This is a genomic window from Streptomyces yatensis (genome assembly GCF_018069625.1).
In the GTDB taxonomy this organism is placed as follows: Bacteria; Actinomycetota; Actinomycetes; order Streptomycetales; family Streptomycetaceae; genus Streptomyces; species Streptomyces yatensis.
On sequence record NZ_CP072941.1, the window covers coordinates 3,522,308 to 3,534,751 of the forward strand.

At 71.3% G+C, this 12,444-nt stretch carries 11 protein-coding genes; 4 read left to right on the forward strand and 7 right to left on the reverse strand.

Annotated elements, in window-relative coordinates; translation table 11 throughout:
- The first annotated feature begins 133 nt into the window (after positions 1-133).
- Positions 134-1,375: a PucR family transcriptional regulator gene (locus J8403_RS14190; protein ID WP_211123507.1), complete on the forward strand. Its 1,242-nt coding sequence runs from the start codon at positions 134-136 to the stop codon at positions 1,373-1,375.
- Between the two features lie 6 nt (positions 1,376-1,381).
- Here J8403_RS14190 and J8403_RS14195 read toward each other — a convergent pair whose 3' ends face one another.
- Positions 1,382-2,032 carry a TetR/AcrR family transcriptional regulator gene (locus J8403_RS14195; RefSeq protein WP_211123508.1) on the reverse strand — a complete coding sequence of 217 codons (651 nt, stop codon included), beginning with the start codon at positions 2,030-2,032 and terminating at the stop codon, positions 1,382-1,384.
- Positions 2,033-2,128: 96 nt separating this feature from the next.
- Between J8403_RS14195 and J8403_RS14200 the strand changes: the two genes are divergently transcribed.
- Both J8403_RS14200 and J8403_RS14205 read left to right on the forward strand, forming a co-directional pair.
- Complete coding sequence (locus tag J8403_RS14200) at positions 2,129-3,766, forward strand: MFS transporter (RefSeq protein WP_211123509.1); 1,638 nt, start codon at positions 2,129-2,131, stop codon at positions 3,764-3,766.
- Between the two features lie 223 nt (positions 3,767-3,989).
- The gene (locus J8403_RS14205) at positions 3,990-4,949 is read left to right on the forward strand and encodes a glycoside hydrolase family 6 protein (RefSeq protein ID WP_211123510.1); all 960 of its coding nucleotides are present in this window, start codon (positions 3,990-3,992) and stop codon (positions 4,947-4,949) included.
- A gap of 16 nt (positions 4,950-4,965) precedes the next feature.
- Here J8403_RS14205 and J8403_RS14210 read toward each other — a convergent pair whose 3' ends face one another.
- Positions 4,966-5,550: a Uma2 family endonuclease gene (locus J8403_RS14210; RefSeq protein ID WP_211123511.1), complete on the reverse strand. Its 585-nt coding sequence runs from the start codon at positions 5,548-5,550 to the stop codon at positions 4,966-4,968.
- 109 nt (positions 5,551-5,659) lie between these two features.
- The gene (locus J8403_RS14215; protein WP_211123512.1) at positions 5,660-6,274 is read right to left on the reverse strand and encodes a TetR/AcrR family transcriptional regulator C-terminal domain-containing protein; all 615 of its coding nucleotides are present in this window, start codon (positions 6,272-6,274) and stop codon (positions 5,660-5,662) included.
- A gap of 71 nt (positions 6,275-6,345) precedes the next feature.
- Between J8403_RS14215 and J8403_RS14220 the strand changes: the two genes are divergently transcribed.
- A complete protein-coding gene (locus J8403_RS14220) occupies positions 6,346-6,915 on the forward strand; it encodes a peroxiredoxin-like family protein (protein ID WP_211123513.1) in 570 nt (189 codons plus the stop codon).
- Positions 6,916-6,981: 66 nt separating this feature from the next.
- Here the strand turns inward: J8403_RS14220 and J8403_RS14225 are convergent, their stop codons facing one another.
- From J8403_RS14225 to ilvC, 4 genes are all read right to left on the reverse strand, one after another.
- On the reverse strand, positions 6,982-8,472 hold the full coding sequence (locus tag J8403_RS14225) for an MFS transporter (protein ID WP_211123514.1): 1,491 nt from the start codon (positions 8,470-8,472) through the stop codon (positions 6,982-6,984).
- A gap of 44 nt (positions 8,473-8,516) precedes the next feature.
- Entirely contained in the window at positions 8,517-9,281 is a 765-nt protein-coding gene (locus J8403_RS14230; RefSeq protein WP_211123515.1) for a TetR/AcrR family transcriptional regulator, read from the reverse strand.
- A gap of 210 nt (positions 9,282-9,491) precedes the next feature.
- Entirely contained in the window at positions 9,492-11,093 is a 1,602-nt protein-coding gene (gene serA, locus J8403_RS14235) for a phosphoglycerate dehydrogenase (RefSeq protein WP_211123516.1), read from the reverse strand.
- Positions 11,094-11,365: 272 nt separating this feature from the next.
- On the reverse strand, positions 11,366-12,364 hold the full coding sequence (gene ilvC / locus J8403_RS14240; protein WP_059144139.1) for a ketol-acid reductoisomerase: 999 nt from the start codon (positions 12,362-12,364) through the stop codon (positions 11,366-11,368).
- Positions 12,365-12,444: the final 80 nt, after the last annotated feature.

Genomic DNA, 12,444 nt, shown 5'->3' on the forward strand with positions numbered 1-12,444 from the left:
GCATCAACAACTCACCGTGAAACTTAAGGATGGCGCGGATCCGGGACCATCGACAGCTGTCACGCATCCGTGGCCGGGATCTCAGACATCTGTATGAGAATGTGAGGGGTGAAACCGGGAAGAGGCGGGACCCATGCGCGACGACTACCAGCAGCTGGTGGACGAGATCACGGCGGTGCTGCGGGCACCCGCGACCCTGGAGAACCGCGACTTCGCACTGATCGCCTTCGGCGCCCAGGACAGCGAGGACCGCGATGACACCGAGGAGCCGGCGCTGGACCCGGTCCGCACCCGCTCGATCCTCCAGCGCCGCTCGACGGCGGCGGTACGGGCCTGGTTCGAGGCGTTCGGGATCGCACGGGCGCAGGCGCCGCTGCGGATTCCGCCCGACCCGGCGGCCGGGGTGTTCATGGGCCGTATCTGCCTGCCCGTCCGGCACCGCGGAGTGGTGCACGGCTATGTCTGGCTGCTGGACGACGGCCACCTCTCCGATCTGGAGCTGGGCGGCCCCACGGGCGCGCCGGACCCCCGGCTGGCCCGTGCGATGGAGACCGCGGATCGCATCGGGGCGCTGCTGGCGGCCGAGGCACGGGCCGGGGAGGAGCTCGGCGAGCTGCTGCGCGATGTGCTGACCGGGTCGCCGGCCGGGCGGGACACCGCTCGCGCCGGGCTGCGGACCGCGCTGCGCGGAGCGGCCGACGGGCCGCTGGCGCTGGTGGCGGTGGTGCCGTGGACACCGGGGACCGGCGAGGACGCGGACCATCCCGGACTCCCCCATCTGCCGAGCATCGTGGCCGCGTGCGCGCTGCCCGGGACCGCGGCGGCCGGGGCGGGGCTGGCGACGCTGGTCCGGCTGCGCGCGGCCACCGCCCTGGACCCGGCCCGTACGACGGCCGAACAGCTGCTGCGCTCCCCCCGGGCCACCACCGGTTCTCCGGACGGGGTACGGCCCAGGGCGGCCGCGGGGGTCAGCGCTCCCCGGCGCGGGCTGGACGAGCTGCCCGCCGCCTGGCAGGAGGCCCTGGCCGCCGCGCGGGCGGCCCACGCCGATATGCGCCTGGGGCCGGTCGCCGAGTGGTCCGCCATCGGCCCGTACCGTCTGCTGGCCGCGCTGCCCGAGCTGCGGCCCGACGCCGCCGTACGCCCGCTGCTGGAGCCCGCGCACGCCGAACTCGCCCGCACCGCCGAGACCTTCCTCGACTGCGCGGGCCAGGCCGGGCGCACCGCCGCGCGGCTGGGCATCCACCGGCAGACGCTCTACTACCGGCTGTCCCGGGTGCGGCAGCTGACCGGTCTCGATCTGGACGCGGGCGAGGACCGGCTGCTGCTCCATATGACCCTCAAGGCCGCCCGCCTCGGGGCGCCGGGGCGCTGAGGCCCCTCAGCCCGCGGGGGACGAGGGGGCGTCGGGGGCATCTGGCGCCGGGAGTGCGTCGGGGCCCGCGGGGGCGTCGCCGACGATCCGCCGCATCGCCTCGACGAGGTCATGGGCGCTGGGCATGAGCTCGGGATCGATGGCCATCTGGACGACCATGCCGCTCACCAGCGTCATATAGAACGAGCCCATGACCCGCGAGGTCTCCTCGTCGACGTCGTGCTCGTCGATGCCGTGGATCAGCCCCACCAGCCCCTGGCGTCCCTCCGGTTGGGCCCGGCCGAAGGCCGCGCGCAGCTCGGGGTCGTGCCGTACCTGGAGGATGGCCTCCAACTGGGACTGCCACATCGCCTGGTGCTTGCCGAACAGCTCGAGCACCCGGGTCCAGCGGGTCTCGAACCGCTCCCGCAGCGCGGTGTCCTGATCGCCGCCCGCCGGTTCGTCCGCCTCCAGGGACCGCTGGACGTCGTCGGCCCAGTCACCCATCGCCGCGAAGAGCGCCTCCCGCATCAGGGCGTCCTTCGAACCGTAGTGGTAGCCGATGGAGGCCAGGTTGGCGCCCGAGGCGGCCACGATGTCCCGCGCCGTCGTACGGGACCAGCCCTTCTCCTCGATGCAGCGCTTGGCCCCGGCGAGCAGATCCTCTCGATGTCCCATGGCGCCAGGGTATCCCGATCCCATACGGCCGTCCCAGACATACGTCTTACACGGCCGTACTAGACAAGCGTTTAAGACGTTCGTATATTCACCGCCATGACCTCGACCCCTGCCTCGGCCTCGATCCCGACCTCCACCGGCCCGCGCGCCGGGCGCAAGGAATGGACCGCCTTCGTGGTCCTGATGCTTCCGCTCCTCCTGGTCTCCATGGATGTATCGGTGCTGTACTTCGCGGTGCCGGCCATCAGCCGGGAGCTGCACCCCAGTTCCACCCAGCAGCTATGGATCTTCGACGTCTACGCCTTCGCCCTCGCCGGGCTGCTCATCACCATGGGAGCGCTGGGCGACCGCTTCGGACGGCGGAAGCTGCTGCTGTTCGGGGCCGCGGCCTTCGGCGCCGCGTCCGTCGCGGCGGCGTACGCGCAGAGCGCCGAGATGCTCATCGCCGCACGGGCGGTGCTCGGGATCGGCGGGGCGACGCTGATGCCGTCGACGATGGCGCTGATCCGCAATCTCTTCCTCGACGAGAAGCAGCGGGCCAAGGCGATCGCGATCTGGTCGTCGGCCATGGCGGGCGGTGTCGCGCTGGGCTCGGTGCTGAGCGGGGTGATGATCGAGCACTTCTGGTGGGGCTCGGTCTTCCTGATCAACGTCCCGGCGATGGTGCTGCTGCTGGCGCTGGTGCCGCTCCTGGTGCCGGAGTTCAAGGACCCCAAGCCCGGGGCGTTCGATCTGCCCAGCGTGCCGCTGTCGTTGGCCGCCGTGCTTCCGGTGATCTACGGTCTGAAGAAGATCGCCGCCGACAACGGCGTCAGTCCCGTCCCGCTGCTGTCCATCGTGGCCGGTCTCGCCATCGGCGCGGTCTTCCTACGGCGTCAGCGCACCCGACGCGACGCGATGATCAGCCCGGAGCTGTTCCACCACCGCGGCTTCGGCCCGTCGATCGCGCTCAACGCGCTGGCCACCTTCGCCATGATGGGCTCGGCCTACTTCACCACCCAGTATCTCCAGTCGGTGCTCGGCAAGGGCCCGCTGGAGGCGGCGCTGTGGAGCCTGGCCCCGTCCATCTGCGTCGGCATCGCCGGACCGGCGGCGGCCGCGATGGTCCAGCGCGGCGCCGACCGGGCCCACGTGATCGGTGCCGGGTTCGTGACCGGGGCCATCGGCTACGGGGTTCTGGCGCTGGCCGGTACGGACGCGCTGTGGACGGTGCTGATCGGCGCCGCCGTCCTGGCCAGCGGGATCGTCATGGTGATGTCGCTGGTCACCGACATGGCGATCGGCACGGTCCCGCCGAAGCGCGCCGGTTCGGCGGCCGCGCTGCTGGAGACGGGCCAGGAGTTCGGCGGGGCGATGGGCATGGCGGTGCTCGGCAGCGTCGGCACCGCCGTCTACCGGAGCGACGTCAAGGACTCGCTGGGCGGCGGACTGCCCAGGGGCGCGCTCGACCAGGTCCACGAGACGCTGGGCGCCGCCGTCGCGGTGGCGGGGAAGCTGAAGGGGCGGACCGGGGAGCAGCTGCTGGACGCGGCGCGCGAGGCGTTCACCCACGGGATGCGGATCGCGTGCGGGGCCGGGGCGGTGGTCCTGGTGGCGGCAGCGGTGCTGGCACTGATGACGCTGCGTCGGGTGGAGGCGGCGGGGCCCGCGGCCGGGGATGTGCCCTCGACCGCCACGGACGAGACGGCGGACCGCGGCGAGACGGTGAGCGAGGCGGCGGCGCCGAGCCGTTGAGCCGTGGCCCGCCGGAGGGGGCCTCACCGGCGTGGGGTCCCCTCCGGCGTTCCGCGCGAGGCGAGTTCACCGTTAGGCGCGCGTCACGCCACGGCCGTACGCGTCGAATCCCTATCGAACACGGCGGCAACCATCTGGCGCCCGGCGGCAACCAGAGGACGGGCGGCCGGACGATACGGCCGCCCGAGGGCTGAGCAGCCCCACGCGAGAGGAGTGACGCACCGTGCGCATCACCACCAGAGCGTTAGCGGCGGCCGGGCTCGCCGTCGCCTTCCTGATCGGCGCGGCCCACACACCGCGGGCCGTCGCGGGCGAACTGCCGGGCGCCACACGGTTCTTCAACGATCCGGACTCGCTCGTCAACAAGTGGGTCGCGGCCAACCCGGGCGACTCCCGGCAGCCGCGCATCGCCTCGCGGCTCGCCAGTCAGCCGCAGGCCCTGTGGTTCTCCCGGTACTCCCCCACCACCGTCACCGCGGACGTCCGCAAGGTCACTTCCGCCGCCTCCGCCAAGGGCCAGACGCCTGTTCTGGTGTCGTACCAGATCCCCAACCGCGACTGCGGCGGGGCCTCGGCGGGCGGCGCGCCCGACCTCGCGAGCTATGACGCGTGGGTGCGCGCCTTCGCCGCCGGGCTGGGCAGCGGACCCGCGATCGTCATCCTGGAACCCGACTCGATCGCGCTCATCAATTGCCTCTCGTCCGCCGAACTGAGCGGCCGCTATGCCTCACTGGCCCGCGCGGCGACCGCCATCCACGGCGCCAACCCCAACGCCCGGGTGTACTTCGACGCCGGGCACTCGGCCTGGAACAGCGCCGCCGTCCAGGCGTCGCGGCTTCGCTCGGCCGGGGTGCTGACCAGCGGCGACGGCATCTACAGCAATGTCTCCAACTTCCGCCGCACCGCCGACGAGGTGGCCTTCACCAAGAGCGTGCTCGCCCAGCTCGGCACCTCCTCGGGGCTCACCGCCGTCATCGACACCAGCCGCAACGGCAACGGCCCCGCCCCCGACAACACCTGGTGCGACCCCCACGGCCGCAAGGTCGGCGAGAACCCGACGGCGAACACCGGCGACCCCGCCATCGACGCCTACCTGTGGATCAAGCCGCCGGGCGAACTCGACGGCTGCGCGGGCGCGGCGGGCACCTTCTCGCCGGACTACGCGTACGAGCTGGCGGGCTGAGGGCACCCGACCTCGGTCACAGGTGGTCGATCTCGGTCAGGTCGATGTCGATGGTGAACGGGACCGAGACCTTCAGTCGGTCATGGTGGATGCTGGTGGGCACATAGGTGCGGGTCACCGGGTCCAGCTCGAAGATATGGACCACCGGGCGACGCCCCTCGCCCTTCTCGACCAGCCAGAAGTGCCGGATCCCCGCCTCGGCGTAGAGCTGCGGCTTGCGCTTGCGGTCACGGTCCTCGGACTCCGGCGACACGACCTCCACCGCGAGCACGGCATCGGCCGCGTCATAGCCGGTCTCGTCCGCCTCCGCCGATACGGCCTCCGCGCGCAGAATGGAGATGTCGGGCTCGGGCCGGTTGCGCTTGTCGAGGGCGATGGTCATTTCGCGACGCACCCGCAGCGACCTCGGTGCCAAGGCCCGGAGAGCGGGGACCAACAGGTCCATGACGAGCGTGTGAAAACTCCTCTGCGGGCTCACGAAGACAAGGCTCCCGTCGATCAACTCAGTGTGCGGCGGGAGCTCCGGCATGCGGTCAAGATCGTCTGCGGTGAATCCGCCCGGGGGCGGAAAAGCCCAGGCCGGAAGCGGTTCAGCAGTCATGGTTCCTCCCATGGACGGGATTCTGGCCGCGTGACCAAGGGTAGCGGGCGGGAACGCCGGAGAGGCCACCCACACGAGTGGGGCAGCGCTCACCGTTGACCCGTGCCGACTAGGCGCCCAGCCCGCGCAGGAACACCTCGAGGCCCCCGAAGAACTCCCGCTCCGCCCCCACGCTCCGCGCCTGGCGTGCCGTTTCGGCCATGTACGGGAACGCGTCGGGCGGCAGTTCGGCGATCGCGACCGTGCCCGCGCCGGAGAGCGGTCCGAGGTGTTCGAGCTGGATCGCCCCGATCACATAGCCGAGCAGGGCGCGCAGCGCGAGGACCCGCCGTTCGCCGTCCAGGCCCGCCTCGGTGAGGATCGCCAGCGCCGTCTCCGACCAGCGCAGTCCGCTGGGGGAACGGTGCCGGTGGGTGAGGGTCAGCGGGAGGACCGCGGGGTGGGCGATGATCGTGTCGCGCAGCCGCCCGACCATGATCCGGAGCCGGTCGTCCCAGGGGCCCCCGGGCTCCGGCGGCGTGGTGTCGACGGCGCTGAGGACGCGCTCGACCACCAGCCCTTCGAGTTCCTCGCGATCGTCGACATAGCGATAGAGCGCCATCGCGCTCATCCCGAGTTCCTTGGCGACGGCGCGCATCGAGAGCCCGGCGAGCCCCTCGCGGTCGAGGACGGCGAGGGCGGCCGAGGCGAGCTGATCGGGGGTGAGGGAGCGGGGACGTGGCATGGCGGTTGACAGCGTACGGTATACGCCTACGCTGGTAAGCGTATGCCGTACGCTTACGAAAGGGGGCTCCCATGGAGCCCGGTTCCGTCGTCGCAGCCCGCTCCCTCACCCCCGTGACCGGCCCGGACGTCGCCGTCCCCGACCCCGCCCGGCTGATCCACCTTCAGTTCCGGCGCTTCGCCGGATGCCCCGTCTGCCATCTCCATCTGCGGTCGATCGTGCGGCGCCATCAGGAGATCGAGGCGGCCGGAGTCCGGGAGGTGGTGGTCTTCCACTCCCCCGCCGAGGAGCTGCGCGAGCATACGGACGAGCTGCCGTTCGCCGTCGTCGCCGACCCCGGGAAGCGGCTCTACCGGGAGTTCGGGGTGGAGCAGGCGCCCCGGGCCCTGCTCAGCCCGCGTGCCTGGGGGCCGATCGCGCGGGCGCTGCTGACCGGCATATGGGCGGTGATCCGTGGCCGGGAGAAGCTCCCCGCGCCCAGCCAGCCCGGCGGCAGGCTGGGGCTGCCCGCGGACTTCCTGATCGGCGGGGACGGCCGCGTCATCGCCGCCAAGCGCGGTGAACACGCCTACGACCAGTGGTCGGTGGACGAGCTGCTGGCGCTGGCCGCCCGCGCCCCGCGCCCCGACCCGGCCCCCTGATCCACCACCGTCGCGGGCCGTCCGCTCCGGTGGCGGAGCGAAGGGCCCGCGCGGGGCGAGGCGCCGTCAGCCCAGGTGCGCGGGGAGCGGAGTGGCGCCTTCGGCACCCGGCTCCCGTACCGGACGCGGGGTGTTCATCAGCAGTGCGATGACCACCGCGGCGCCCACGAGAATCGAGGAGGAGATGACGAAGGCGTGCGAGAAGCCCTCCACCAGACCCGCCTTGGCGGTCCGCGGCGTCATCCGCGCGGCATGCGAGGCCATGTAGTCGGAGGTCGCGCTGGTGGCGATGGTGTTGAGCAGCGCCGTGCCGATCGAACCGCCGATCTGCTGGGCGGTGTTGACGGTGGCGGAGGCGACGCCCGCGTCCTCCGCCCCCACCCCATGGGTCGCGTAGTTCATCGAGGGCGCCATCACCAGGCCCATGCCGAAGCCGACCAGGAGCTCGGCGGGCAGCACCCCCGCCGCGTACGAGCTGTCGACGTCCAGGGGCACCAGCAGCGCGACACCGGCGGCCGCGATCAGCAGACCGGGCGCCACCAGCAGGCGCGGCGGCACCTTGGGGATGAGACGGGAGGCGACGCCGCCCGCGCCGACCAGCACCGCCCCGGTCATCGGCAGGAACGCCACACCGGTGAGCAGCGCCGAATACCCCTTGACGAGCTGCATGTAGTACGTGAGGAAGAGGAACATCGCGAACATGCCGACCACCGAGAGGCCGACCGCCAGATAGGCGCTGCCACGGGTGCGGTCCGCCACCACGCGCGGCGGCAGCAGCGGCCGCGCCACGCTCCGCTCCACCAGGACGAAGGCGAGGAGCAGCACCGCGCCCACGATGAGCAGTCCGGTCACCAGCCGGGAGTCCCAGCCCTCGGACTCGGCCTCGCTGCATCCGTAGACCACGGCCACCAGCCCGCACACCGCCAGCAGCACACCGGGGATGTCGAAGCGGGCCCGGCCCTCGGCGCGGGTGTCGGTGGGCAGCACGGACCAGCTGAAGGCGGCGACGACGGCGATCGGCACATTGACGTACAGGCACCAGCGCCAGTCCAGGTACTCCGTCAGCAGCCCGCCGACGACCAGCCCGATCGCGCCGCCGCCCGCCGCGATCGCGCCGAAGATGCCGAATGCCTTGGCGCGTTCACGGGGCTCGGTGAAGTTCACCGCGAGCAGCGACAGGGCCGAGGGCGCGAGCAGCGCGGCGAACGCGCCCTGGAGGGCGCGGGCCGCGAGCAGCATCTCGAACCCGTTGGCGGCGCCGCCGAGCGCGGAGGCCCCGGCGAACCCCAGCAGGCCGATGAGGAAGGTGCGCTTACGGCCGGTGTAGTCCGCGATCCGGCCGCCGAGCAGCAGCAGACTGCCGAACGCCAGGGTGTAAGCGGTGATGACCCACTGCCGGTCGCCGTCGGAGATGCCGAGGTCCTTCTGGGCCGACGGCAGGGCGATGTTCACGACGGTGATGTCGAGGACGATCATCAGCTGGGCCAGGCCGATGAAGACGAGTGCGAGCCAGCGCCGGGGGTTCGCCTCGGGTGGCGTCTTTGAGGGCTGGGACATGACCATGCCTTTCTGGTCGTGCGGAAGGCGAGCGGAGCGGGAGATCAGTCGGCGTCGGAGGCGTCGGCGCGGGTGTCGGCACCGGTTTCGGAGCGGGCTTCGTGGGCCGCGGAGCGGGCTTCCCGGGCGTCGTCGATCACTCGCTCCCGGAGGAGCTTGAACGCCGCGGCGTCGACGGCCGGGCCGCCGAGCGGGGTGGTGGGCCGCGGGGAGCCGGTCGGGCGCAACCCGTCGATATAGACATCCAGTTGGCGATGGGCGAGGGCATCATCGGCGGCGAACCGGCCACCGCCGGGCAGCGGCCGCGAGAGCCGCATGATCATCATCGTGATGTCGCCGAAGACCACATCGAGCCGGATCAGCCCCTCGGCCTGGGCGCGCAGCAGCAGCGCGTCGATCGGGTCGACGACATCGCCGGGGACGCCGTCGAGGATCTCGGCGACGGTGAAACGGCCCAGCAGCGCCGGCATCACCGAGCCGATCTTGAGATCGAGGGCGGCGTGCATGAAGCGGCGCAGCGCGAGCTGGGCGTCGTCCTCCTCGGCGGCGGCCCGGCTCCCGGCCTCGACCAGCGCGCTCAGCACCTCGATGGCGACCCCCCGGTGGAGATCGTCGCGGTGCGGAAACCGGCGGTAGAGGGTCGCGATGCCGACCCCGGCGCGCCGGGCTATCTCATCCAGCGGGGCATCGGGCCCCTGATCGGCGAAGACCTCGCGGGCGGCGCGCAGGATCTGCTCCCGGTTGCGCCGCGCGTCGGCGCGCATGGGCGGACCGTCGGCAAGGACGTCGGCGTCGGTGTCTGCGGACACAGGGCTCTCCTGACAGCGCATACGAAAGCTATGTGGAGAAATTTTCTCCACATAGCTGTGAGCGTAGCGAGCCGACCCGCATTATTCAACACACGATGAAAAAGGTCCGGAATCCCTCCGGCAGGCCCTGCCACCTGGGCCGCACAACGATCTGGGCCCGGCCCCCGCCGAAGCGGGGACCGGGCCCAGATGGGTGACTGGCTACGCGGCTCAGACCAGGTTGACCGAGCGGGCCGAGGAGGCGCCGATCTCCTCGGCGATCTCGGTGAGCACCGGCTGCGGAATGGTGTCGTCCACCGTGAGCGCCACCAGCGCGGCACCGCCCGCCGCCGCCCGCGAGACCTGCATCCCGGCGATGTTGATACCCGCCTCGCCCAGGATCCGGCCGAGCGTGCCGACCACACCCGGGCGGTCGGTGTAGCGGAGGAAGGCCATGTGGTCGGCGAGCGCCAGATCCACGTCGTACTCCCCGACCGCGACGATCTTCTGCTGGTTCTTGGGGCCGGCCAGCGTGCCGGAGATCGAGACCTCCTCGCCGTCCGACAGGGTGCCGCGCACGGTCACCACATTGCGATGCTCGGTCGACTCCGAGCTGGTGGTCAGCCGCACCTCGACACCGCGCTCCTGCGCGAACAGCGGGGCGTTCACATACGACACGGTCTCGTCGACGATGTCCTCGAAGACACCCTTGAGCGCCGACAGCTCCAGCACCTTGACGTCGTGCTGGGTGATCTCGCCGTACACCTCGACATCGAGGCGGACCGCGACCTCGCCCGCGAGCGCGGTGAAGATCCGCCCCAGCTTCTCGGCCAGCGGCAGCCCGGGGCGCACGTCCTCGGCGATGACGCCACCCTGGACGTTCACCGCGTCCGGGACCAGCTCGCCGGCCAGCGCCAGCCGCACCGAGCGGGCGACCGCGATGCCCGCCTTCTCCTGGGCCTCACCGGTGGAGGCGCCCAGATGCGGGGTGACCACCACATTGTCGAACTCGAACAGCGGGGACTCGGTGCACGGCTCCTGGGAGAAGACGTCCAGCCCGGCCCCGGCCACCCGGCCCTCCTTGAGGGCGGCGGCCAGCGCCACCTCGTCCACGATCCCGCCGCGCGCGGCGTTGACGATCCGGAGCTCCGGCTTGACCTTGTGCAGCGCCTCGTCGCCGATCAGGCCGACCGTCTCGGGGGTCTTGGGGAGGTGGACGGAGATGAAGTCGGAGACCTCGAGCAGCTCGTCCAGCGAGAGCAGCTTCACGCCCATCTGCGCGGCCCGCGCGGGCTGCACATACGGGTCGTACGCGACGACCTTCATGCCGAAGGCGGACATCCGCTGGGCCACCAGGACGCCGATGCGGCCGAGGCCGACGACGCCGAGGGTCTTCTCGCTCAGCTCCACACCGGTGTACTTGCTGCGCTTCCACTCGCCGTTCTTCAGCGCGGCACTGGCCTGCGGGATGTTCCGGGCCGTGGCCACCAGCAGACCGCAGGCGAGCTCGGCGGCGGTGACGATGTTGGACGTCGGCGCGTTGACGACCATGACGCCGGCCTTGGTGGCGGCCGAGACGTCCACATTGTCGAGGCCGACGCCCGCGCGAGCGACCACCTTCAGCTTCTTCGCCGCGGCGATGGCCTCGGCGTCGACCTTGGTCGCGCTGCGGACGAGGATCGCGTCCACATCGGCGATGGCGGGAAGGAGCTCGGCTCGGTCGGCCCCATTGCAGTGCCGGATCTCGAAGTCCGGGCCCAGGGCGTCGACCGTCGCCGGAGAGAGCTCTTCGGCGATGAGTACGACAGGTTTACCAGTGGAAGCAGTGCTCACGTGGTCTTCAGTCCTCACTAGTCCTCAGCGGACGGCCGTCCCGACGGCCGCTGGCGGTGAAGGGGTCAGCCGCGTGGAAGACGCACGACGCTGTGAGCCTGACGCGCTTGCTGTTGTTGAGTGTAGTGGCGGTCGGGCCTACGTCATGTGCCGTTGCGGCAGGATCACCCGCACGTGGTGGTGCGCGGTGGACAAAGCGCGAACCGGGTGCGGCGGGGGTTCAGGGAACCCCCGCCGCACCCGGGGCACGGCCGCCGCGCCGCCAGGCGCGGTTACGCCTCCTCGTCCACCCAGCTCATGAGCTTGCGCAGCTCCTTGCCGGTGGTCTCCAGCAGGTGGTTCTCGTCGGCCTTCTTCAGCTCGTTGTACTTCGGCAGACCGGCGTTGTACTCCGCCATCCAGTTCTTGGCGAAGGTGCCGTCCTGGATCTCACCGAGGAGCTTCTTCATCTCGGCCTTGGTGGAGTCGTTGATGATCCGCGGACCGGAGACGTAGTCGCCCCACTCGGCGGTCTCGGAGATCGACCAGCGCATCTTCTCCAGGCCGCCCTCGTACATGAGGTCCACGATCAGCTTGAGCTCGTGGAGGCACTCGAAGTACGCGATCTCCGGCTGGTAGCCGGCCTCGACCAGGGTCTCGAACCCGGCCTTGACCAGCGCCGAGGTGCCGCCGCACAGCACCGCCTGCTCGCCGAAGAGGTCGGTCTCGGTCTCCTCGGTGAAGGTGGTCTTGATGACGCCGGCGCGGGTGCCGCCGATGCCCTTGGCGTACGACAGGGCCAGCTCGAAGCCGTTTCCGGTGGCGTCCTGCTCGACGGCCGCGATACACGGCACGCCGCGGCCCTCCTCGTACTGGCGGCGGACCAGGTGGCCCGGGCCCTTGGGGGCGACCATGCAGACGTCCACATTGGCCGGGGGCTTGATGAAGTCGAAGCGAATGTTGAGACCGTGTCCGAAGAACAGCGCGTCGCCGTCCTTCAGGTTGTCCTTCACGGACTCCTCGTAGACCTTGGCCTGGATCGGGTCCGGGACCAGGATCATGATCACGTCGGCCTCGGCGGACGCCTCGGCGGGGGTGACCACGCGCAGGCCCTGCTCCTCGGCCTTCGCCTTGGACTTGGAGCCCTCGTGCAGACCGACCCGGACATCGACGCCCGAGTCGCGCAGCGACAGCGCGTGGGCGTGCCCCTGGCTGCCGTAGCCGAGGATTGCGACCTTACGGCCCTGGATGATGGACAGGTCGGCGTCGTCGTCGTAGAACAGCTCGGCCACTTCGGGAACTCCTAGCGTGTGGGTTGTGCGTCCCACCGTATGACGGGCGGGCGGGGGAAGGTTTCGGGGTCTCGCCATAC

Excerpts from the sequence above, each read along its gene's own strand:
- J8403_RS14190 (WP_211123507.1), top strand. The coding sequence starts at position 134 with ATGCGCGACGACTACCAGCAGCTGGTGGACGAGATCACGGCGGTGCTG.
- J8403_RS14195 (WP_211123508.1), bottom strand. The coding sequence starts at position 2,032 with ATGGGACATCGAGAGGATCTGCTCGCCGGGGCCAAGCGCTGCATCGAG.
- J8403_RS14200 (WP_211123509.1), top strand. The coding sequence starts at position 2,129 with ATGACCTCGACCCCTGCCTCGGCCTCGATCCCGACCTCCACCGGCCCG.
- J8403_RS14210 (WP_211123511.1), bottom strand. The coding sequence starts at position 5,550 with ATGACTGCTGAACCGCTTCCGGCCTGGGCTTTTCCGCCCCCGGGCGGA.
- J8403_RS14215 (WP_211123512.1), bottom strand. The coding sequence starts at position 6,274 with ATGCCACGTCCCCGCTCCCTCACCCCCGATCAGCTCGCCTCGGCCGCC.
- J8403_RS14220 (WP_211123513.1), top strand. The coding sequence starts at position 6,346 with ATGGAGCCCGGTTCCGTCGTCGCAGCCCGCTCCCTCACCCCCGTGACC.
- J8403_RS14225 (WP_211123514.1), bottom strand. The coding sequence starts at position 8,472 with ATGTCCCAGCCCTCAAAGACGCCACCCGAGGCGAACCCCCGGCGCTGG.